Genomic DNA, 18,536 nt, shown 5'->3' with positions numbered 1-18,536 from the left:
CGCCGGCGCCGGCAAAGAGAAAGGGCGCCCGGCAGGCAATGCCGGACGCCCCTTCGGGCAGGTACAGATAGAGCCTGAGGGCTTCTACGCCGCGCGGACGCGGCCCAGGAACTCCTCGACCTTCTTGTTCAGCTCCACCGACTGCTGAGCCAGTCCGGTGGCGGCCTCGAGGGCTTGGCGCGCGGCGGATCCGGTTTCTTCCGCACCCTTGCGCACGTCGCTGATGTTGGTGGAGACCTCCTGCGTGCCGGATGCGGCCTGCTGGGTGTTGTTGGAAATCTCCGAAACGGCGGCCGTCTGCTCCTCGATGGCGGCCGAGATCGAGCCGGCGATCTCGTCGACCTTGACGATGGTCTCCTTGATCCGGCCGATGGCCGTGACCGCGGAGTCCGTGGTCGACTGAACGCCGTCGATCTGCTCCGAGATCTCCTCGGTGGCCTTGGCGGTCTGCTGGGCCAGGCTCTTCACCTCCGAGGCGACCACCGCGAAGCCCTTGCCGGCCTCTCCGGCGCGGGCGGCCTCGATGGTGGCGTTCAGGGCCAGCAGATTGGTCTGCTCGGCGATATCGGAGATCAGGGTGACCACCTCGCCGATCTTCTGGGCCGCCGCCGCCAGTTCGCGGACCACCGAGTCGGTGGATTCCACCTCGTTCTTGGCCTCGCCCGTGCTGCGGGTCGATTCCGTCACCTGGCGGGCGATCTCGCTGATCGAGCTGGCCATCTCCTCGGAGGAGGCGGCCACGGTCTGCACGCTGGAGGTGGCCTGCTCCGCCGCCGCGGCGACAGCGGTCGACTTGCTGGTCGCATCCTCTGCCGCTGCGGTCAGGTTCTGAGCGGAAGACTTGATCTCGTTGGAGGCCGAGGAAACCGAGTCGACCACTGCCTTGACCGAAGCCTCGAAGTCGTTGGCGAGCTGCATCATGGCGCGTTGCTTCTCTTCCTCCGCCTTCTTCTCCCGCTCGGCCTGCTCGGCAGCCATCCGGTCCACTTCCAGGGCGTTTTCCTTGAAGACCTGGACCGCACCGGCCATGGCGCCGATCTCGTCCTTCTGACCCTGGAAGGGCACGTCGATGGTCTTGTTGCCCTGGGCCAGTTCCGACATGGTCGTGGTGATGCGGTTGATCGGACGGGAAACGCCCATGCCGATGATCCAGGCAACCAGCACGCCGATCACGATGCCAACGACGGTGATGACCGTGTCGAGATAGACGGAGTTGGCCATGTCAGCCGCGGCCTGGGGACCGATCTCGTCCTGGCGGCTCTTCACCGAGAGCTTGTAGTCCTCGATCTCCTTGGCCACGGCCGGACCGATCTTGTCGAGCTTCTCGCGGATCACGCTGTTGCGCTCGTTGATGACCGTGTTGACCTCGTCGAAGGAGGCCTCATAGGTCTTGACGTTGGTGACCACCGATTGGGCGAGCTGACGCCGGCGCGGGTTCTGCAGGCTCGTCAGCAGTTCGCCGGAGCGCTCGTCAAGCTGAGTGAACTCCTGCTTCACCCGGTTGTAGGAGTCTTCCTGGTTGTCGACCAGGAACTTGGTGGCATAGAGCCGCGCGAGCAACAGGTTGCGGAGCACCATGCCGGCGTTGAAGGCGGCTTCGGCGTCACCGTCCCTGTAGGCGCTCTCCATGATCGCCGTCAGGTCCTTCTCGATCTGCGGGCCGGCCTTGTTCAGCACGTCGTGGACGATCTGACTGCGCTTGTCGTTCAGCGCGATGACGTCTTCGAAGTATCCCTTGTACTCATCCATCTCCGCCTTCATGCCTTCCAGCAGGGCGCGGCGCTCAGGGTCGGTGACCAGGGCGAGGGCCTCGTCGATCAGGGACGACGTCTTTTCCTCGAAATGAAAGACCTCGTTCTTGTCCTTGTCGGACTTGGTGATGATGAAGTCCTTCACGTTCATCCGGGTCATCAGCAGGTTGGCCTGCACACGGCCGACCGCGTTGGCCTGGCGCGCCAGGCTCCTGTACTCGGTGAAGATGCCGTTTGACTGGTCGAGCGAGAAGATCGAGATACCGCCGAGCAGGGCGAGCAGCGACAGGACGATCCCGAAGCCGCCGAAGACCCGCGACGAGATCTTGATGTTGCTCAGGAAGCCGAGAAATCCGGCGGCGGACCCGCTGGGGCCGGCCGCGGGGCTCTCGCTTTCCGCAGTACTCTTAGTTACACCAGATTGCTGTAGTTTTGGCATTTTTTTAATCCTCTTGAGATCGGACAATCCTGTCTGCGCACCCTCAAGTGACCGTTCCCGAGACTTAAGTAATCGGTAGGTACGGTGGTGTGGCGCCACACCGGCTATAATCCGAAAGGTTGTATTGACCTTCGTTGTTGCAGCTATTCAGCGATAGGTTGAGTGCGGAATTCTGTCATAGCCCTAGTCTATAGAACTAGGTGCTTAATGAAGCCTTGCTTTCGCGAATCTTCCATGAAGATCAATGGGTTGGCTCAATCCCGCGAGCCAAGCGCCGGATGTTCACACCGTTTCAGCGGTCGGTCGGCGGTGAGCTCTGTGGTTTCGGAGGATAGGGCCGCCAGGTGATGGCGCCTTCCAGGCCCTCGGCCTCCCGCTCCAGGGCCTCGACGGCGAGCTCGGAGAAGCGCCGTGCCGCGGCTTCGGCTTCGGGGCTCGGGGCGCTTTCTTCGGTCAGGTTCTCGCTGTCCGAAAGCGGCGGCAGCTGCAGCGCCGCCTTGTCCTCGACGGTGTCACGAGTCTCGAAGAGATCGTCGTCCAAACTGAGGCACAGCGGCAAGGCCAGGCAAAGCGCCAGCACTACGGCCAGGAAACGGTCGGACATGACAGCCTGAGGGCCCCCGTCAAGAAATCGGCCCAAGCCTGCCGCCGCCGGCGTGACAGGTGTGTGTCATCTCGGTACCGCTTTGTGGACGGGGCTCAGTCGTCCTTGGGCGGCCTGGGGGGCGGCCCGGGGGGCGGCCCAGGGAGCGGTGGTTCGGGGGACGGTTTGACTGCCGGGTTCGCCGGCCGCGGCATGATGCGCGCGGGCAGCAGCTGGAACAGCAGCGGGGTGCAGGCGACGATGAAGAAGATGCGCACGATGTGATGGGTGGCGACCAGGGCCGCGTCGACGGAAAGCGCCAGGGCGATGAGGCTCATCTCGGCGACGCCGCCGGGGGCGTAGGCCAGGAAGAGGGCGATGGTCGGCAGATCGGTGATCGGGCTCAGCAGCACTGCGAAAAGCAGGCAACTGCCGACCAGCAGAAAGGTGCTGCCCAGGGCGGCCAGCAGGGTTCGCCCCACCAGCTTCAGGCCGACGCCGGCAAAGCGGCAGCCGATGGTGGTGCCCACCACCACCTGGGCGGCGGCCACCAGTTCGTTGGGCGGCTTGGCGTCGCTCCAGCCGGCGAGATGGACCGCCGCCGAGACGATCATGGGGCCGAGGATCGCCGCCGCCGGCAGCCGGGCCAGCTTGGCCAGGACGAAGCCGACGAGCCCACAGACCGTCAGTACCAGCATGTCGCCGGCCTGGGCCTCGGCCAGGGGAATGCCGCCGGGCGGGCGCGGGCCCGGCGTGAAGCCGAAGATCCACTGCAGGACGAAGGGCAGGGTCAGCACCACCAGCAGAATGCGGGAGGTGTGGGTGAGGGAGATGATGCGCTCGTCGCCGCCCTTCTCGCCGCCGATGATCATCATCTCCGAGAGGCCGCCGGGGGCGGCGGAGAAGTAGGCGGTGATCGGGTCGTAGCCGGCGACCTTGCGCAGGAAGACGGCAACCACGGCGGTGGCGACCAGGGTGTAGGCCGCAAGACCCAGGAGCGAGAGGACCCAATCGCCGATGCGGTCGAGAATCTCCGGGGCGAAGCCGCTGCCCAGCATGACGCCGAGCACGGCGACCATGGCGGTGCGGAAGACGATGGGCAACGCGACGGGCAGGCCGCACATGGCGGCCACGGTGGTGGCGCACATGGCGCCAATCATCCAGGCCAGCGGACCCTGCAGCAGGCTCGCCAGCCAGCCGCCGAGGGCACCGATGGTGAGGGCCAGGAGGATCTTGTGAATCGGCGGCGGAGGGGCCTTGGGTTTCGGGGCTTTGGGTTTCGCCATCAGCGGTTCGCGACTCCGCCGGCTGGTGTGTCATGGCGCCGGCTCCGCGCCTTGAACCCCCGGCTCATGCCAGCAGGCCGAGGGACTGGAGGTCGACTTCCAGCTTCTCGGGCGACGCGAAACGCAGCGCCTGCCAGCCGGCATCGACGGCGGCCTGGGCATTGTCGGCCCGGTCGTCGATGAAGAGGGTCTGCGCGGGCCGCAGGGCGAAGCGCTCGATCAGCAGGTGGTAGATCCGCGGGTCCGGCTTCTTCATGCCTTCGGCGCCTGAGATCACCAGGCCCCTGAAGCGTTCGAAAAAACCGAACCGCTGGCGCGCGATGGGGAAGGTCTCGGCGGAGAAGTTGGAAAGCACGTAGAGCGGCAGGCCCGTGCCGTGCAGCCGCTCAAGGAGGGCCACGGTGCCGTGCAGGGCGTCCTTCATCATCTCGGGGAAGCGCGCGTAGTAGCTCTCGATGAGGTCGCGCTTGTCAGGGTGCTCGGCGCAGAGCTCCGCGGTGATTTCGGCGATCGGCCGGCCGGCATCGGCCTGCTCGTTCCAGGCATGGGAGCAGACCTCGGCGAGGAAGCGCTCCATCGCCGCCTCGTCGTCGAAGATCTTGCGATAGAGGTGGCGCGGGTCCCAGTCGATGAGCACGCCGCCGACATCGAAGACCGCGGCCTCGACGGGCGCGCCGCGCTGCGGGTCAGGCATCGGCGGGTTCCCCCTGGCGGACGCGGGCTTCCAGGCGCTCCATGAAGCGTTCGCAGAGCGCGATCTGCTCCAGAGTGACGAACTCGTCGGGCTTGTGGGCCTGGTCGATGGAGCCCGGGCCGCAGACCACGGCTGGGATGCCTCCCGCGTCGAAGAGGCCGGCCTCGGTGCCGAACGCCACCTTGCCGGTGGCGTTGCCGCCGGAGAGCGCCTTGGCCAGGTCGACGACCTCGGCATCCGGCGCCAGATTCAGGCCGGGAAAGCTGGACACCTCCTCCCAGGCGAAACCGCTGCCGGGGTCGACCGCCTGCATGGCCGGGGCGAGCTCTTCCGCGGCATAGCGTTTCACGGCGGCCAGCAACGCCTGGGGCGAATCCTCCGGCAGGTGGCGGAACTCGAACTCAAAGCGGCAATGGCCGGGGACGATGTTCAGTTGGGTGCCGCCGTGGATGACGCCGGTGTGGATGGTCGTGTAAGGGACGTCGTAGTCGCTGTCGAAGGGCCCTTCCTGCGCTTTCTCCTCGGCCATCTCGGTCAGGCGGGCGATCACCCGGGCCGCGGCCTGAACCGCGTTGACCCCGTGGGGCGCGAGGGAGGAGTGCGCCTCCTTGCCGCGCACCTGGCAGGCGATGGAGAGCTTGCCCTTGTGGGCGGTGACCACCTTCATCTCCGTCGGTTCGCCGACGATACAGAGCTTCGGGCGCACCGGCTGTTCGGCCAGGAAGGAGATCAGGGCGGGCACGCCGCGGCAGCCGACCTCCTCGTCGTAGGACAGGCAAAGGTGGATCGGGGTTTTCATCTCGCCCGCCAGGAAGCGCGGCGCGTAGGCCAGGGCAACGGCGAGGAAGCTCTTCATGTCGGTGGTGCCACGCCCGTAGAGGCGCCCGCCGGCCTCGCTGACCTGCCAGGGATCGACGCTCCAGTCCTGATCGTCGATGGGCACCACGTCGGTGTGGCCGGAGAGCGCGATGCCGCCGCGGTCCTCCGGCCCCAGGGTGGCGTAGAGGTTGGCTTTGCGGCCTTCCGGGTCGTGCACCAGGCTGGCCCGCACGCCCAGCCCCGCCAGGTAGTCGCGCACGTCGTGGATCAGGTCGAGGTTGGAGTTGCGGCTGGTGGTGTCGAAGGCGATGAGGCGCTCGATCATCGCACGGGTTTCCGGCCGGATCGCCGGCTCACCGGCATGCGGATCGGCAGGGGCGTTCACGTCGGCAGGCAAGGGATCTCCACTCCCGGGCAAGAGGTCACGGTTGCTGGACGGATTTGTCGGCGGGCCTTTGGGCGGGGCCCAAGGATGACAGAGCGGCACTTTCGGCGCCAGTCCTCTCGGCCTCCTCCAACAGCCACTCGCGGAACAGGCGGACCCGGCGCCGCTCGGCCAGGGCCGGCGGACAGACGATGTAGTAGGCGTGCTTGGAGGGGATGCTGGGCCCGAAGGGCTGGATCAGGCGGCCGCTCTCCAGGTCCGCCTGGGCGAGCCAGCAGTGGGCCAGGGCGACGCCGTGGCCGGCGGCGGCGGCCTCCAGCACCATGGAGGAGTCGCTGAAGCCGGGCCCGCGGCTCCAGTCGACGCGGCTGACCCGGGCGGCCTGCAGCCAGTTGCGCCAGTCCGGGCTCTCGTCCTCGCGGGAGACCTCGTCATGCAGCAGCGTGTGGTGGCGCAGGTCCTCTGGGGCCTCCAGCGGGGCCCTGTCGCTGATGATGCTGGGGCTGCAGACCGGAAAGACCTCGTCGCTGAGCAGCAGGTCGACCTGCAGGCCGGGGTAGTTCCCGGCGCCGTAGCGGATGCCCATCTCCACCGAGTCGTCGGAGAAATCGATCAGCTTGTTGTTGGCCGAGATCATCACGTCGAAGTCCGGGTGGCGGTCGCGGAAGCGCGACATCCGCGGCAGCAGCCATTTGGCGGCCAGCGACGGCAGTACGCTGACACGCAGGGGGCCGCTGTCCTCGTCCTTGTAAAGCTGGCTGGTGCCGGCGGCGATGCGGTCGAAGGCATCGCGCAGCACCGGCAGGTAGATCTGTCCAGCCTCGGTCAGCACCAGGCGCCGGTTTAGGCGGCGAAACAGGGACAAGCCGAGCCGGTCCTCCAGGATCTTCACCTGGTGGCTGATGGCCGCCTGGGTCACGTGAAGCTCGGCGGCGGCCTGGGTAAAGGACAGGTGGCGGGCGGCGGCCTCGAACGCCCGCAGGGCCTTCAAAGGCGGCAGTTTCCGGGCCATGTTTTCGCATTAGATTTGCTGATGATAACCATGAGATATCATCGTTTGCGGGCGGCCGCAATCTTCCTTAAATCTTTGGCTAAGAGATAAGGGGAAACCCAGGTTTCCAGGGGTTCAGGAGCGATTCCCGGCCAACTTTTTTCGAATAAGGAAAGCTACCATGTCAAACGCAGTCACAAAGGGAGCCGCGCTGCTCCCGTCCAGTCCCAAGGTGACCCACGGCGGGCTGCTGAAGGCCCTGCTGCGTGCGCCGGTCCTGCTGCTCGATCTGATGATCGACTGGCAGCTTCGTGCCGAGGAGCGGGCCTCCCTGACCCAGCTCAACGACCATCAGCTCCGCGATGTCGGCCTCACCGCCGAGGATATGCGCGCGATGGCCGCCAAGCCCCACTGGTCGCGCTGAACCTGCCAGCACCGACGCCAGAAAGCGGGCCGCCCCCGACGGGCGGCCCGTTTCTCGAGAACCGGGAGATTCGTGACAGCTAACTGTTCAGGGTGTAGCAGGCATCGCCCTCCAGCGCCCTCGGGTCGACCGCGATCATGGGCTCCCAGCGGCCGCGGTTTTGCTCGTCGAAGAATCCCTTTGCGAGGATGAACACCCCGTCGCGGCCTTTGTCGGTTCCTTCCTTGAAAAAATATACCGCAGCGATCTTGGGAGCCTGATGGGTGATGCTGCTGTCCTTGATCGTGACGTTGCTCTCGCTGCGGCTGGAGAAGTAGCTGCCCGATGCGAGATAGCCACTCAGCTCCTTCGGCTGCTTGAAAAAGCGCGCGACGGCATCGAGCGACTGGTCCGGACAGAAGACCTGATAGTTGCCGGTGTTCGCCACCGGCTCGTTGAAGACAACCTGCTGTGCGGCGACTTGTGCCGTCTCCTGACCCGTAGTCTGGCAGGCTGCCAGAGCAACAGCCATCACAGCCAAAACCAAACTGCCCTTAGGCATCGCGGTCTCCCTTCACGGACGATATGACTGCTCGGCAGGCTATCAGAACGATAGAAAACTGCGAAGTATCGATACCGCAGTGGTTGTTCTGGCCGCACTCGGCGATTCCGCTGGATGGCCGTTTCCGGTGGCCTATGGGGCGCTACATTTTCCGTTCCGGAGCGGGCGTCCAAACTGCAGGGGTCTGTAGCTTTCCGGGAAAACCCGCTAGTCTCGGCGCGGAGTCGCAAAGCCATTGCAAGGGGCCGATTATGACCGAACCGCTGCAGCGGGATGCTCTGCTCGAGCTGCTGTCGAAACTGGGCAGCGCGGACGACGAGGAGGTGCTGACCGCAGCCCGTCAACTGCATGCCGACGTGGAGGCGGCGGAGGTCTCCTGGGACGAACTGATCGTTCCCGAGCCGTCGGAAGAGGACTTCGCAGAGGAGGATGAGGAGGACGACGACGAGGAAGAGGCCCTCGACGAGACCGAAGACGAAGCGGAGGACGAGGACCTCACACCCGATCAGCGCAAGACCCGGAACTCGGAAGCCCTGGCCCTGATCGACAAGCTGCTGGCTGCGCCGGGCCGCTCCGACGCCCTGAAGGAAGAGCTGGAAGGCTACAAGGAGGACATCGCCGAGGGCGAGTTCACTGCCGCCGACCTGCGCTACGTCCGCGCCCTGGCGGCCCGCCTGGGCAAGCAGGCCGGCTGAGCATGGGCCGCATTCCACCGGAATTGCTCTGGAGCCTGACTGTCGGGGTCTGAGCTGCCATGAGCCAGAGGCGCCTGCTCATCGTCGCCCATGTGCCCTCGCCCAACACCCTTCGGCTGAAGCAGGCGGTGGCGGCGGCGGCGGAGACCTGCGAGACCGAGAGCCTGGAGGTCCGGGCGCTGACGCCCTTCGAGGCCGGCCCCGACGACGTGCTGGCGGCCCAGGCGGTCATCCTCGGCACCACCGAGAACCTGGGTTACATGAGCGGCGCCCTCAAAGACTTCTTCGACCGCAGCTACTATCCCTGCCTGGATAAGACGCAAGGGTTGCCCTACTGCCTCTACATCCGCGCCGGCCACGACGGCACCGGCACCCGCCGCGCGGTGGAGAGCATTACCACCGGCCTGCGCTGGCGCGCGGTGCAGGAGCCGCTGGTATTGCGCGGGGAGTGGCAGGAGCGCTTCGTCGAGGACTGCCGCGAGCTGGGCGCGGCCATGGCCTATGGCCTCGATGCGGGGATTTTCTGATGAGGGAGGGGGCGACGTGACGCGCGATCAGTTCGACCGCTTCTGCAAGGGGCTTCCGGCCACCACCCACGTGGTGCAGTGGGGCAATTCCTCGGTGTGGAAGGTGGGCGGCAAGATCTTCGCCATCTGCTCCCACCTCGGTCCGGGCGAGCAGCAGAAGATCAGCTTCAAGTGCAGCGAGCTCTCCTACACCCTGCTCTGTGAGCAGCCGGGCATCGCCCCCGCCCCTTACCTCGCCCGCGCCAAATGGGTGCAACTCCAGACCAAGGACGCCATGAGCGACACCGACATCAAGGCCTACGTCGAGCAAGCCCACAAAATCATCGCCGCCAAGCTGACCAGGAAGCAAAGGGCGGAACTGGGACTCTAAACAGGCGAGCCGCCGCGGGCTTTCAGGTTGGCGAGGAACTCCCTTCGCGTCTTCGGACCGAAGGTGAGGAAGTGCGGGTCCGGGGTTTCGCGGTAGGCCGTTCGGCGCTGCTCCACCCGGTCGTTGCGGGCGCGCTGCATCACCTCCTCGACGTCGATGCTGTAGGGGCGGGCGGCGTTCAGGCCGAAGACCTGGGCGCGCAGGCGGTCGGTGATCTTCGGATAGCCATGGCGCTCCTGCAGTTCCTCTGAAATCTGGAAGCTGCGCAGGGCCTGGATCTGGTCCTGGGGCGAGCCGTACCAGATGCAGTCGGAGCCGTAGAGCACGTTCTTCTCGCCGATGTGCTTCACCAGCTTGCCGACGATGTGGGCGGCGCTGTCGGGGTCGCGCATGGCAAAGCGCCAGGTGCTGCCGAGCTCGGCATAGACGTTGGCGTTGCGGCCGATGCCGTTGTCCTCCACCGAGCGGATCAGCGCGTCGACGCCTTCGCCGCGGTCGGGATCGTAGGGGCCTTCCGTCTGCCCGCTGATGAAGCCGGAGTGGTAGACCAGAAAGTTCACGTCGGGGTACATCTTGGCGACCACGCCGATGTCGCTGCAGATGGAGTGTTCGTAGGATTGCCGCCCGAAGGGCAGGCCCTTGTGGACGCAGATGTTCTTCACGCCCAGCGCCCGCGCCTTCTCGATCATCTGAAGCCCGATGTCGTCGTGCAGGAAGAAGCCGGGGGTGCCGCCCGGTCCCCACTGGGTGTAGCACTTCCAGGCCACCACGCCCCAGGTCTCGGCAAGCTCGTCCATGCCCTCCAGGTCGCCCGGCTGATTGGGGTTGGCCCGGCCGTGGATCAGAAGGCGCTTGGTGCCCTCCATCTCGTCGATGATGCGCCGGGTCTCGTCGGCCTCCTGGATGGACAGCAGCTCCTTCTCGCGCCGCGAGGGGATGAAGGAAAGCACCATCATGTCGGTGTCGGAGTCGAGGAAGATGTCCTTGATGAACTGCTTGGAATTCCCAAGACCGGTGCGCCCGATGCCGTTGGCACCGACGAAGTGGCCCTGGACGTCGAAGACGAACTCTCGCCCGCCCAGGCGCTCCGCCGCGATCTCCGGATCGAGGGCCACCGTTTGCTCCAGTTCGAAGTAGCCGCCGGTCCGCCCCGCCGCGGCGTTGGCGGCGTTGAAGGCGAGCAGCGTGCTGGCCGCGCCACAGGTCGAGACCATGAAGTCGCGGCGGCTAAGGCCGCGCCGCTTCGCATGCTCCCCCGCCCAGTCCTGGGCCAGGCGGTTGGCGCGGCGGTTCACCGCATCCAGCGGAACCGGCACGAACTCGCCGTTTGAGGTGGAATCGAGCTTGATCGGCAGGCGTTTGCCTTCGGGATCGGCGTTCGGATGAGAGCTCTTCGGCATCGTCACTCTCCCTGTTTTTCTGCGACGCGGGGGCGCCGGGCTTTCACTAGAGATGGCGCCGAGGGGGAGCGATGTGAAGGGTCGTAGTTTCTATCCGTTCGTGTCCAGCGCTTGCGCCAGCGCGTTGATCTGTTTCTCGGAGAACACGGTGATCCCATGTTCCTGCAACAGAGCGGTCACTACGCCGAAGCCCGCCACAGTTCGCCCGTCGAAGGCGCCGCTGTGGATGAAGCCGGAGCCGCAGGAGGGGCTGCCGTCGGTCAGCAGGGCGTAGCGGCAGCCGCTTTCGACGGCCGCGTACAACGCTGCTTGAGCTCCGGCGCGGAACTCCTTTGTAACATCGCCGCCGCTGTCTTCGAGGATGCGCGCTTCGCCCGCCAGCACCGCCGCGCCGTTGCGGCCGCCTTCGATCTCGGCGGGCGGGCGCGGTGTGGGCAGGCCGGCCATCACTTCCGGGCAGACCGGCACCAGCCGGCCCTCTGCGTTCCAGGTTTCCAGCAGTGCGTCGTCCAGCCGCTTGCTGCCGCCGTCGTAGCGGACGGGCCGGCCGAGGAGGCAGGCACTGACCAGGATTTTCTCCATGCTCCTCCCATAGCCGCATTCCCCGCGGTTTGCATCCGAAACCACTGGAAGGGGCGTGGGCTGGTTCCGTCAAAACATGAAACACTTTAGGATTCCAGGGGGGCTACCTCTCGACCCAAGGAGACCGTATGACCGTCAAGCGCATCGTCGCCAATGTCGCTGCCGCCGACCCGGCCCGCGCCCGCGCCTTCTATGAAGAGCTGCTCGGTCTCAAGGTCGTCATGGACTTCGGCTGGATCGTGACCCTGGCCTCCGACGGCGCGGCCGCCCCGCAACTGAGCTTTGCCAGCGAGGGCGGGTCGGGCACCAGCGTTCCCGATCTCTCCATCGAGGTCGACGACGTGGACCGCGTCTATGAGCGGGCGAAGGCGGCGGACATGGACATCGTTTACGACATCGTCGACGAGCCCTGGGGCGTGCGGCGGTTCTATGTCCGCGATCCCTTCGGCCGGGTTCTCAACATCCTGGCCCATTCCGGCTAGTGCCGGTTCCGTCACGACATGATCAGTTCTAGACCAACCGATGCCCGGCGGCGAAGACCTGCTTCCAGACGGCAATGCGATAGGAGCGCCGCAAGCCGGTTGGCCAGAAGGGGTCGTCCTTCACCAACCGTTCGACGGCCTCCCGGTCTCTCGCCTCGACCAGCCAGAGACCGCCCTCGGCGGCGCTCGCGGCGGAGAGCAGGGGGCCGGCCGCGGTGATGCGATCCTTGGATCGCTCAAGGAACTCCAGGTGGGCCGGCAGATGCTCCCGGCGCAGTTCAGTGCCCCGCTCCTCGTTGTCTTCGAACAGCACCACGTAAAGCATGCGGTCTCTCCCGATAGGCTTGTCTTGACCGCCAAGCCTATAGCTGCATTCTTGCAGGAGCTATCCGAACTTCTGAGATAGAAACTGCAGAATTGCAGAATGTGAACTGGAACGATCTGCGCTATGTCCTGGCCGTCGGCCGTGCCGGGCGGCTGGCCGCCGCAGCCCGGCAGCTCGGCGTCGACGCCACGACCGTGACGCGCCGGCTGACCGCACTGCAGGCGGCCCTTGGGCAAAGGCTCTATCAGAGACAGCTGGACGGCCGCCTCGAACTGACGGAGGCAGGCCGGTCCCTCTGCGCTGTCGCTGAGCGTATGGAGCGCGATCTCGCAGAGATCGGGCCCGGCGATGTCGGCGTGGACGAAGTGACCGGCGTGGTGCGGCTGACGAGCGTTCCTTACATCACCAACCGAGTGCTGATCCCGGAAGTGCCGAAACTCGCCGGACGTCATGCAGGTCTCGGGCTTGAGCTGATCGCGGAGAGCCGCGACCTCAGCCTCACGCGGCGCGAGGCCGACATGGCACTGCGTTTCGCGCGGCCGCGCGGCGGGGGCATGCAGGTCAAGACACGCCTTGTCGGCCGGCTGGACTTCGCTGCCTACACGGCTGCGGAGCAGTCAAACGACGCGGCGCGATCCCAGCCCTGGATTACCTACGACGAGACCATGGCCCACCTCCCCCAGGCGCGCTGGCTGGAGGCGGCGATCCGCAAGGAAGGCTCAAAGGCCGCGCCCTTGCGGGTCAACGACGTGGAGACAGCCCATGAGGCGGTCGCCGGCGGCTGCGGACGGTCCTTGTTGCCGTCCCTGGTCGCGGCCCGGGATCGGCGCCTCAGGAAACTGCCATTCCCGAGGGGCATGAAAGGGCCGCAGCGCGAAGTCTGGCTGCTGGTCCATGCGGAGCTCGCCGTTCTGCCGCGGATCAAGGCGGTGGCGGCCTGGGTCGAGGCTGTCTTCGCGCGCTCCTAGGGCTGGAACTGTTCCTTGATGATGCGCTCTTCCAGGTCGTGCTCGGGGTCGAAGAGCAGGTGCAGATCGACGCTCTTGTCCTCGCGTACCCGCACCCGCTTTACATCGCGCACCTCGGTGAAGTCCGCCGTTGCCGAGACCGGCCGCTTGGCGGCTTCATGCACTTCGAAGATCACCTCGGCAGAGGCGGGGAGGAGGGCGCCGCGCCAGCGCCGCGGGCGAAAGGCGCTGATCGGCGTCAGGGCCAGAAGCTGCCCGCCGATGGGCACGATGGGGCCATGGGCGGAGAGGTTGTAGGCGGTGCTGCCGGCGGGGGTGGCCACCAGAACGCCGTCGCAGATCAGCTCCTCCATGCGCTGGACGCCGTCGATCGAGATACCGACCTTGGCCGCCTGGCGCCCCTCGCGCAGCAGCGAGACCTCGTTGATGGCGATGGCATCGCAGGTCTCGCCGTTGGAGCGCTCCACCTCCATGCGCAGGGGATGCAGGGTCGCCTGCTCCGCGGCCGCCAGCCGCTCGGGCAGGTCGTCCTCGTGATACTGGTTCATCAGGAAGCCGACGGTGCCGCAGTTCATCCCATAGATGGGCAGGCCCCGGTCGAGGAAGCGGTGCAGCGTTTCCAGCATCAGGCCGTCGCCCCCCAGGGCAACGACGACCTCGGCCGTCTCCGGGTCGCCGGTGCCGTAGCGCTTCTGCAGGCGCTGCAAGGCCTCCGCCGCTTCAGGCGTATCGCTGGCGACGAGCGCAAATTTCGGATCCGTCACGGCCGGGCTGTCCTCTCGGGGGAAAATGGTCGGGGAATGGGTATCTGCGCTGATGAGTCCTGATGGGTCTGGTGTCCGGGCGCCTGGCCGGTAGAGCAGGAGTATAGCGCCGCCTGCGGGGCGCGCCAGCCCGCGCAGGTGCGGCCGGTTCGGAGTGAACCCTCGTCCCCGTGCGATGCCGGCCTTGCCAAAGCCGCGGGTCTCCCGCAGGCTGCGGATCAATCAAGAACGACGCTGCGAACTGGGAGACAGTCTATGCACATCTGGCGACGGCTCGGACGGCAATGGCGGGCGGCGGCGAGGAGCCTGCCGGCCCTGGCCGTGATTCTGGGAAGCCTCGCGGCGGGACCGGCGCAGGCGGCCGACCGTCATGCCGGCTACTACTATCCCGAGCCGACCTCCCGCGAAGTCTATGAGGCACGCGCCTACACCCTGCCGGAAGCCTCCCGCAAGGCCCGCATCGCCTTCGTCACCGGCATCACCAGCGAGCAGAACAAGGCGCCCTATCCGCCGACGGCGGCCATCTTCGCCAAGGGAACCGAGGCCGAGAAGCTGATCATCGTCGCCCTGAGCGACGAGCGCATCGACACGGTCTACCGCGCCCGGGCGATCTTCGCCCAGATGACGGCGGTGGCCCGGCTGCTGCCGATCTTCACCGAGCTCGGCGTGGAGGACTACTTCACCTTCTTCGATCTGGTGAAGATGATGGGCTTCAAGCAGATCACCATCTCCAACGGCCGCGAGTTCGCGCACCAGGTCTCCATTCAGTAGGGAGGCGGGGCCAGTAGGGAAGGTGGGCGAATAGCGAAGCGGCGGGAGCCGATCAGCCGCCGGTGACGCTCATGTGGCGGGAGACGGCGGGCTGCTTGCGGCGGCGGTCGATGACGAAATCGTGGCCCTTGGGCTTGCGGGCGATGGCCTCGGTGACAGCCGCGTCGAGCAGCGCGTCGTCGTCGCTGGCGCGCAGGGGCGCGCGCAGGTCGGCGGCATCTTCCTGGCCCAGGCACATGTAAAGCGTGCCGGTGCAGGTGAGCCGCACCCGGTTGCAGCTTTCGCAGAAGTTATGGGTCATCGGCGTGATGAAGCCGAGGCGCCCGCCGGTCTCCTTGACCCGCACATAGCGGGCCGGACCGCCGGTCTTGTAGTCGATCTCGTCCAGCGTCCACTTCTCGGCCAGTTCGCCGCGTAGCATGGACAGCGGCCAGTACTGATCGACCCGGGTCTCGCCGCCAATGTCGCCCATGGGCATCACTTCGATGAAGGTGAGGTCATAGCCTTCGTCGCCGCACCACGCGATCAGCCGGTGCACCTCGTCGTCGTTGACGCCGCGCAGGGCCACGGTGTTGATCTTGATCTGCAGACCGGCGCGCCTGGCGGCCTCCAGTCCCTCCATCACCTGGTCGAGTTTGCCCCAGCGGGTGATGGCGGTGAACTTGTCGGGGTTCAGGGTGTCGAGGGAGACGTTCACGCGCCTCACGCCGATGTCCGCCAGCTCATGGGCGAAGCGGCCCAACTGGCTGCCGTTGGTGGTGAGGGTCAGCTCCTCCAGGGCGCCGCTCTCCAGATGGCGCGCGAGGGAGCGGAAGAGGGTCATGATGTCGCGGCGCACCAGCGGTTCGCCGCCGGTCATGCGCAGCTTCTTCACGCCGCGGCGCACGAAGGCACTGCACACCCGGTCCAGCTCTTCCAGGCTGAGGATCTCCGCCTTCGGCAGGAAGGTCATGTTTTCCGCCATGCAGTAGACACAGCGGAAATCACAACGATCCGTCACCGATACGCGCAGATAGGTGATCGCCCGCCCGAAGGGATCGATCATCTCGGCCATCAACGCTCTCCCAACCCTCTCGTTCCAACGCAGACCGGCCCAACCTGAGCCCGGTCGGGCCGGAGTTCATTGCTCCTTAACAAAATAATAGCAAGGGGCCGCCACGTCGCCCCCAACTTTTGTACGGGCAAACACCATTCGGCGAGGTGCCGTTCAGCGCTGTAAATCAGCGGCTTGCGGGTCTTCTCCGGGCCCGTTAGCGTCGGGCGAATGGCCGAATCTTCCGAACAGGTCTCTTTTCTAGACCGTCCCGCAGCGCGCGTCGTCGCGCTGGGCGTGGCGCTGCTGATGGCCGCCGCCTTGGCCTGGATGCACCGCGACGACCTCTTCCCGCCGCCCGAAAGCGCGGCGCCGGCGGCGAACGATCCGGTGGCGCGCTGCCTGGCCGAGCGGGCCGCCGACATCGACCGCATGGCCGAGGAGGGAACCATCACCCAGGCGCAGGCGAGCCTGTTCAAGAGCCGGGCCGAGGCTCTCTGTGAGGCGCAGCAGGGCGGTGGCGGTCCGCCGCCCTTGCCGGCGCAGTAGGGCTTTCAGCGATCTGAGGGAATACGCCGCACCGCGGTGAAGCCGCCGCCGGTCTCCGCGCGCACCCGCCCCTCCAGCGCCGCCAGCGTTTCGACGGCCACGCTCATGGTGAAGGCGTTGGCGTGCACGACCCGCTCGGCGTCCAGCATGATGGCCACGTGCCCCGGCGAATAGACGAGGTCGCCGCGCTCAAGCGCGATCTCCCCGGGCAGACCGTTGAGCGCTTCGCCCACGGTGCTTGCCTGCTGGTAGGAGTCGCGACGTAGGGCAATGCCCGCACAGGAGAGAGAAAGTTGAACCAGGGTTGAGCAGTCCAGCCCGACGCTGCTGCGCCCGCCCCAGTAGTAGGGCGTGCCGAGGAACCGCAAAGCCGTCGCCACGAAGTCAGGCTCCATATCTTCAAGCGGCGCGATGTGCTTGCCATAGACGAAGCCGCCGCCGGCCAGGACCGCATAGTCGCCTTCCATGCCGGTCACGGAGAGCGGCGAGGCGATGCTGAGGCAGTCCAGCGGCGGCGCCTTCAGGTTCGGTTCGGGGAAGAGATAGCTGCGCAGGGCGGTGACCCGATGGGTCGGCTCGGGTGGCGCCGCGCCCAGGGTGGCGCTTTCCAGGTAGCCGACATAGCCGTCGGTTTCGTTCTGCACCCAGGCCCAGCCGTCGGCTTCGTCGTAGACCGTGACCGCCTCGCCAAAGAGGAGCTGGGTGTCGAGGCCGGCGCGCGCGTCCGGCGCCCGCCGCAGATCGACGATACCGCGCGCGATACCGGCCGGGCGGCCTTCGGTGAAGCGCGAAGCCGGCACCCGGCCTTCGAGGGCTACTGCCGCCAGGTCGGCGCGATAGGCGTTGAGGCGCGGGTCGAGCTCGGTCATGGGCAGAGCCTAGCGCGCCGCCCGTGAAAAGGCGATTAACCCGTCAGCCGTCCTGCGAGCCGCCGTTCTTGGCGGCGGCGCGTTCGGCCAGGAGCTTCTGGCGCGCCTCCTCGATCTCGCGCTCACGCAGGTAGTCGTCGGTGGTGCGCGGGGTCGGGCGCGGGCCGGCGCCGAAGGGGTCGTCGGGGCTTTCGAACTGCACCACGACGCGGCAGTCCTCGCACATCATGATGCGCTCGATCTGGTCGCTGCCCTGGAACATGTGGTGCTTGCCCGCGAGCTGTTCGGCGATGCGCTCGATGGACTGGCGCACGCCGAAGGGCTTGCCGCAGCGGATACAGTGGAAGGGCTCGGCCTCGTTCAGCATCACCGCACTCATGGCCTCGGCGGTGAAGTTGAGCCGCGGCTCCAGGCTGATCACCGATTCCGGGCAGGTGGTGCGGCAGAGCCCGCACTGCACGCAGGCATCCTCCTTGAACCCCAGCCAGGGTTTGGTCTCGTCGTCCAGCAGGGCGCCGGTGGGGCAGGCGCCGACGCAGGCCAGGCAGAGGGTGCAGCCTTCGGTGTCGACTTTCACGGCACCGAAGGGCGCGCCCGGCGGCAGGGGCAGCAGGTCGACCGGCTGCGGCGCCTTCTCGTGCAGGTGGCGCAGCGCCAGAAAGGCGCGGCTGCGCTTGCCACCGAGGGGCAGGAAGTTGCCCCCCGCCATGCTTTGCTCCGGCGGCGCCAGGGTATAGAGCTGCGCTTCCACCGCTTCCGGATCGTCCGCCTCGATCACCTGCAGGCGTCCGCCGCCGTAGCCGAGGCCGCTGAGCACGGTCTCGGCGAGGCCGATCTGCCCGGCGAGGCCGCCCAGCTCGTCGCGCTTCTTCGGGTCGGCCAGGACGACCACCTGCTCGGCGCCGTAAGCGAAGGCGGCGGCGAGGAAATCGATCCCCACCTGGGTCACCTCGTTCAGCGGGAACGGCAGGACGCGGGCCGGCAGGCCGCGGCCCAGGCGCGCGGAAAGCGCGATCACCTCCGCCCCATGGGTATCGTCGTGGAGCAGCAGCAGCGGTGCCGCTCCTCCGGCCTTGCGGTAGGCGCCCAGGAGGCTGCGCAGCCGCTCGAAGAGGCTGTCGCCGGCGGGGAGCTGATAGGTGGCGGCGCCGGTGGGGCAGACCGAAGCGCAGGACCCGCAGCCGGCGCAGACCAGCGGATCGATCTCCACCGTGTCGCCGGCGGAGGTGATGGCCGAGGTTGGGCAGACGTCCAGGCAGCGGGTGCAGCCGGTCTTGCGGCTGCGGCC

At 66.9% G+C, this 18,536-nt stretch carries 22 protein-coding genes; 8 read left to right on the top strand and 14 right to left on the bottom strand.

All coding sequences use genetic code 11. The features are described from left to right. Positions 1-84: 84 nt before the first annotated feature. The 6 genes from Q0996_RS14030 to Q0996_RS14005 form a co-directional block, all read right to left on the bottom strand. Positions 85-2,190, bottom strand: coding sequence for a methyl-accepting chemotaxis protein (locus Q0996_RS14030; protein WP_299620728.1), 2,106 nt, complete (start codon positions 2,188-2,190; stop codon positions 85-87). A 292-nt stretch (positions 2,191-2,482) separates the two neighbouring features. Beyond that, complete coding sequence (locus Q0996_RS14025; protein ID WP_299620725.1) at positions 2,483-2,794, bottom strand: hypothetical protein; 312 nt, start codon at positions 2,792-2,794, stop codon at positions 2,483-2,485. Between the two features lie 95 nt (positions 2,795-2,889). Then, positions 2,890-4,059, bottom strand: a complete 1,170-nt coding sequence (locus Q0996_RS14020; protein WP_299620722.1) for an AbrB family transcriptional regulator — start codon at positions 4,057-4,059, stop codon at positions 2,890-2,892. A gap of 64 nt (positions 4,060-4,123) precedes the next feature. Further along, positions 4,124-4,753, bottom strand: coding sequence for an HAD family phosphatase (locus Q0996_RS14015; protein WP_299620719.1), 630 nt, complete (start codon positions 4,751-4,753; stop codon positions 4,124-4,126). Next, positions 4,746-5,969 (bottom strand): acetylornithine deacetylase, encoded by a 1,224-nt coding sequence (gene argE / locus Q0996_RS14010; protein ID WP_299620715.1) that lies wholly within the window; start codon positions 5,967-5,969, stop codon positions 4,746-4,748. The genes Q0996_RS14015 and argE overlap by 8 nt, the downstream gene beginning before the upstream one ends. Positions 5,970-5,994: 25 nt before the next feature. Continuing rightward, positions 5,995-6,969 carry a transcriptional regulator GcvA gene (locus Q0996_RS14005; protein ID WP_299620712.1) on the bottom strand — a complete coding sequence of 325 codons (975 nt, stop codon included), beginning with the start codon at positions 6,967-6,969 and terminating at the stop codon, positions 5,995-5,997. 160 nt (positions 6,970-7,129) lie between these two features. On the opposite strand from Q0996_RS14005, the gene Q0996_RS14000 reads away from it, so the two are divergent. Next, positions 7,130-7,372, top strand: a complete 243-nt coding sequence (locus Q0996_RS14000) for a DUF1127 domain-containing protein (protein WP_299620709.1) — start codon at positions 7,130-7,132, stop codon at positions 7,370-7,372. A gap of 79 nt (positions 7,373-7,451) precedes the next feature. On the opposite strand, the gene Q0996_RS13995 is transcribed toward Q0996_RS14000, so the two are convergent. Then, positions 7,452-7,913 (bottom strand): hypothetical protein, encoded by a 462-nt coding sequence (locus Q0996_RS13995; protein WP_299620706.1) that lies wholly within the window; start codon positions 7,911-7,913, stop codon positions 7,452-7,454. Positions 7,914-8,164: 251 nt separating this feature from the next. Between Q0996_RS13995 and Q0996_RS13990 the strand changes: the two genes are divergently transcribed. From Q0996_RS13990 to Q0996_RS13980, 3 genes are read left to right on the top strand one after another with little or no spacing between them, the layout of a single operon-like run. Further along, positions 8,165-8,608, top strand: a complete 444-nt coding sequence (locus Q0996_RS13990; RefSeq protein ID WP_299620703.1) for a hypothetical protein — start codon at positions 8,165-8,167, stop codon at positions 8,606-8,608. 59 nt (positions 8,609-8,667) lie between these two features. Beyond that, positions 8,668-9,135, top strand: coding sequence for a flavodoxin family protein (locus Q0996_RS13985; protein ID WP_299620700.1), 468 nt, complete (start codon positions 8,668-8,670; stop codon positions 9,133-9,135). Between the two features lie 16 nt (positions 9,136-9,151). Further along, the gene (locus Q0996_RS13980; protein WP_299620696.1) at positions 9,152-9,505 is read left to right on the top strand and encodes an MmcQ/YjbR family DNA-binding protein; all 354 of its coding nucleotides are present in this window, start codon (positions 9,152-9,154) and stop codon (positions 9,503-9,505) included. Here the strand turns inward: Q0996_RS13980 and Q0996_RS13975 are convergent. Then, complete coding sequence (locus tag Q0996_RS13975; RefSeq protein WP_299620693.1) at positions 9,502-10,905, bottom strand: amidohydrolase family protein; 1,404 nt, start codon at positions 10,903-10,905, stop codon at positions 9,502-9,504. The two genes, Q0996_RS13980 and Q0996_RS13975, sit on opposite strands and share 4 nt — an antisense overlap. A 90-nt stretch (positions 10,906-10,995) precedes the next feature. Then, entirely contained in the window at positions 10,996-11,487 is a 492-nt protein-coding gene (locus tag Q0996_RS13970; protein WP_299620690.1) for a DUF523 domain-containing protein, read from the bottom strand. Positions 11,488-11,615: 128 nt separating this feature from the next. Between Q0996_RS13970 and Q0996_RS13965 the strand changes: the two genes are divergently transcribed. Further along, positions 11,616-11,969: a VOC family protein gene (locus tag Q0996_RS13965; RefSeq protein WP_299620687.1), complete on the top strand. Its 354-nt coding sequence runs from the start codon at positions 11,616-11,618 to the stop codon at positions 11,967-11,969. Between the two features lie 28 nt (positions 11,970-11,997). On the opposite strand, the gene Q0996_RS13960 is transcribed toward Q0996_RS13965, so the two are convergent. After that, positions 11,998-12,294 carry a YciI family protein gene (locus Q0996_RS13960; protein ID WP_299620684.1) on the bottom strand — a complete coding sequence of 99 codons (297 nt, stop codon included), beginning with the start codon at positions 12,292-12,294 and terminating at the stop codon, positions 11,998-12,000. Between the two features lie 101 nt (positions 12,295-12,395). On the opposite strand from Q0996_RS13960, the gene Q0996_RS13955 reads away from it, so the two are divergent. Next, the gene (locus tag Q0996_RS13955; protein WP_299620681.1) at positions 12,396-13,262 is read left to right on the top strand and encodes a LysR family transcriptional regulator; all 867 of its coding nucleotides are present in this window, start codon (positions 12,396-12,398) and stop codon (positions 13,260-13,262) included. Here the strand turns inward: Q0996_RS13955 and Q0996_RS13950 are convergent. Continuing rightward, entirely contained in the window at positions 13,259-14,026 is a 768-nt protein-coding gene (locus Q0996_RS13950) for an NAD kinase (protein ID WP_299620678.1), read from the bottom strand. The two genes, Q0996_RS13955 and Q0996_RS13950, sit on opposite strands and share 4 nt — an antisense overlap. Positions 14,027-14,281: 255 nt before the next feature. Between Q0996_RS13950 and Q0996_RS13945 the strand changes: the two genes are divergently transcribed. Further along, positions 14,282-14,797 carry a hypothetical protein gene (locus Q0996_RS13945; RefSeq protein ID WP_299620675.1) on the top strand — a complete coding sequence of 172 codons (516 nt, stop codon included), beginning with the start codon at positions 14,282-14,284 and terminating at the stop codon, positions 14,795-14,797. Between the two features lie 52 nt (positions 14,798-14,849). On the opposite strand, the gene moaA is transcribed toward Q0996_RS13945, so the two are convergent. Next, the gene (gene moaA / locus Q0996_RS13940) at positions 14,850-15,842 is read right to left on the bottom strand and encodes a GTP 3',8-cyclase MoaA (protein ID WP_322096716.1); all 993 of its coding nucleotides are present in this window, start codon (positions 15,840-15,842) and stop codon (positions 14,850-14,852) included. A gap of 219 nt (positions 15,843-16,061) precedes the next feature. Here moaA and Q0996_RS13935 point away from each other — a divergent pair, with 219 nt between their 5' ends. Next, on the top strand, positions 16,062-16,379 hold the full coding sequence (locus Q0996_RS13935; protein ID WP_299620669.1) for a hypothetical protein: 318 nt from the start codon (positions 16,062-16,064) through the stop codon (positions 16,377-16,379). A gap of 5 nt (positions 16,380-16,384) precedes the next feature. Here the strand turns inward: Q0996_RS13935 and Q0996_RS13930 are convergent, their stop codons facing one another. Both Q0996_RS13930 and Q0996_RS13925 read right to left on the bottom strand, forming a co-directional pair. Continuing rightward, positions 16,385-17,248, bottom strand: coding sequence for a C40 family peptidase (locus tag Q0996_RS13930; protein WP_299620666.1), 864 nt, complete (start codon positions 17,246-17,248; stop codon positions 16,385-16,387). Between the two features lie 43 nt (positions 17,249-17,291). Continuing rightward, positions 17,292-18,536: 4Fe-4S binding protein (locus tag Q0996_RS13925; protein ID WP_299620663.1), on the bottom strand; the 1,245-nt coding region annotated here is incomplete at its 5' end.

Origin of the sequence: Pelagibius sp., from assembly GCF_028289705.1 — a bacterium.
Classification (GTDB): domain Bacteria; phylum Pseudomonadota; class Alphaproteobacteria; order Kiloniellales; family Kiloniellaceae; genus Pelagibius.
This window is presented reverse-complemented; position numbering and strand designations above follow the sequence as displayed.